The 2,137-nt window shown below is 39.2% G+C and carries 3 protein-coding genes; 2 read left to right on the top strand and 1 reads right to left on the bottom strand.

The annotated features are described in order from the left end of the window. Both A9G25_RS07750 and A9G25_RS07745 read left to right on the top strand, forming a co-directional pair. Positions 1 to 569 (top strand): IS3 family transposase (locus A9G25_RS07750; protein ID WP_141675052.1); only part of this gene is annotated, 569 nt, incomplete at its 5' end. A gap of 195 nt (positions 570 to 764) precedes the next feature. Further along, positions 765 to 1,406, top strand: coding sequence for a hypothetical protein (locus A9G25_RS07745; protein ID WP_218057570.1), 642 nt, complete (start codon positions 765 to 767; stop codon positions 1,404 to 1,406). A gap of 14 nt (positions 1,407 to 1,420) precedes the next feature. On the opposite strand, the gene A9G25_RS07740 is transcribed toward A9G25_RS07745, so the two are convergent. Next, on the bottom strand, positions 1,421 to 2,137 hold a 717-nt coding region (locus A9G25_RS07740; RefSeq protein WP_065626443.1), incomplete at its 5' end, for an IS3 family transposase.

Raw genomic sequence — 2,137 nt, 5'->3', positions numbered from 1 at the left:
CTCATCACAATATTGCGCCCAACACGTTAGATAGGCAATTTAATCCTGATAAGCCTAATAAAACATGGGTAACCGATATTACTTATATTAAAACGGGTGAAGGTTGGTTATATTTGTCGGTGATTATCGATTTATATGGACGAAAAGTGATTGCTAGGCAAACCAGTCGCTACATAGACCGCCATTTAGTGTGTAATACATTAAAACAAGCTTTATTTCGGCGTCACTTTCCTAAAAATGTACTCATTCATAGTGACCAAGGAAGCCAATATTGCAGTGCTGATTTCAAGCAATTATTGTTACAATATGGGCTAAGGCAAAGCATGAGTCGAAGAGGCAACTGCTTTGATAATGCGGTTGTTGAGAGTTTTTTTCATACACTCAAAACACATATTATTCATGACTGTTACTACAAAACGAGGAAGCAGGCTAATAAAGCACTATTTGAATATATTGAAATCTATTATAATCGGATACGCCGTCATTCAGCCAATGGCTGGGTATCACCTGAACAATATGAACAACAATATTACCAAAACGAAAAAATGATAGAGGCGGGCACTGTCTAATATTTTGGCGAGGATCACGAATCAGGGAAAGTCAATGATGAAACAGCAGAAACCATTATTGGTAGCGTAATACGAGAAAAAGGGAAAAACACAAAAGTTGTTGGATTATTACTAAAAGGCAGTAAAGTTCGTTTGGGTGAACAAAAAGAAGGAAAGTCTGGTTGGTATAAAATTATGTCGATAACTGCAGGGACTGTGGTGACGCCAAACGGATTTCAAAATGAATTAGGAAATATTAGGGGTTATGTTTGGCAGGGAGATATCGGAGCCACGGCAGCAGATAGACCGACAGGAAACACAGCGGAAGCCAATAAGGACTATGAAATTTGTAAGGAAGAGAACAACAGGGTTGGAAATCCTGAAGTAGAAGTGAAAGGTATAGCTGTTTATGGCGCAGCCGATGCAACTCAAAAGTTAACTTATTTACCCAAAACAGCGCGCTTTGAATTTGATGGACAAGAAAATGGCTATGCTAAAATCCGTAGGATTATTGATTGTGCGGTGCCGGGGATATTGGTAGTTGAAAATGGTGGCGATGAGGCTCGGCATAAGGGCTATGTCAAATTAACTTCGCTGAGGTTAACCCATCTTAAACCTGAAAAATTAGATGAGGTGGTGATATTAGACAAGCCGATGCCAATAGAGAAAGGGCGTTTTATTGGTTACCTTGGTCATAATGTGAGTCAAAGAGAGCGTTTTGATGAGCCAAAAGAGGCGCCGTTATCGAGTATGAAACGTGCGTTAGATACAAAATTACCACCGTTGGCACATGTTGAATTATTTACCTGTGATGATTTACCTGCGTTTATCACGCAAACACGCGAATTAGCAGACTGATCCTCGCCAAAATATTAGACAGTGCCCGCCTCTATCATTTTTTCGTTTTGGTAATATTGTTGTTCATATTGTTCAGGTGATACCCAGCCATTGGCTGAATGACGGCGTATCCGATTATAATAGATTTCAATATATTCAAATAGTGCTTTATTAGCCTGCTTCCTCGTTTTGTAGTAACAGTCATGAATAATATGTGTTTTGAGTGTATGAAAAAAACTCTCAACAACCGCATTATCAAAGCAGTTGCCTCTTCGACTCATGCTTTGCCTTAGCCCATATTGTAACAATAATTGCTTGAAATCAGCACTGCAATATTGGCTTCCTTGGTCACTATGAATGAGTACATTTTTAGGAAAGTGACGCCGAAATAAAGCTTGTTTTAATGTATTACACACTAAATGGCGGTCTATGTAGCGACTGGTTTGCCTAGCAATCACTTTTCGTCCATATAAATCGATAATCACCGACAAATATAACCAACCTTCACCCGTTTTAATATAAGTAATATCGGTTACCCATGTTTTATTAGGCTTATCAGGATTAAATTGCCTATCTAACGTGTTGGGCGCAATATTGTGATGAGCCTTGTCTGTTTTATGCTTGAATTTACGTGCTGCTTTACTCCGTAATCCCAATTGTTGCAAAACACGGCTAATTGTCCTTTCTGAAACTTGATAGCCTGCTTCTCTTGCATCATGAAGCAGGCTTGGCGCACCCAAACGGGCTTTATG

Source organism: Gilliamella sp. Bif1-4, from assembly GCF_001690535.1.
Classification (GTDB): Bacteria; Pseudomonadota; Gammaproteobacteria; order Enterobacterales; family Orbaceae; genus Gilliamella; species Gilliamella bombi.
The sequence above is the reverse complement of the archived record's forward strand: the minus strand, read 5'-3'. Positions and strand labels throughout refer to the sequence as shown.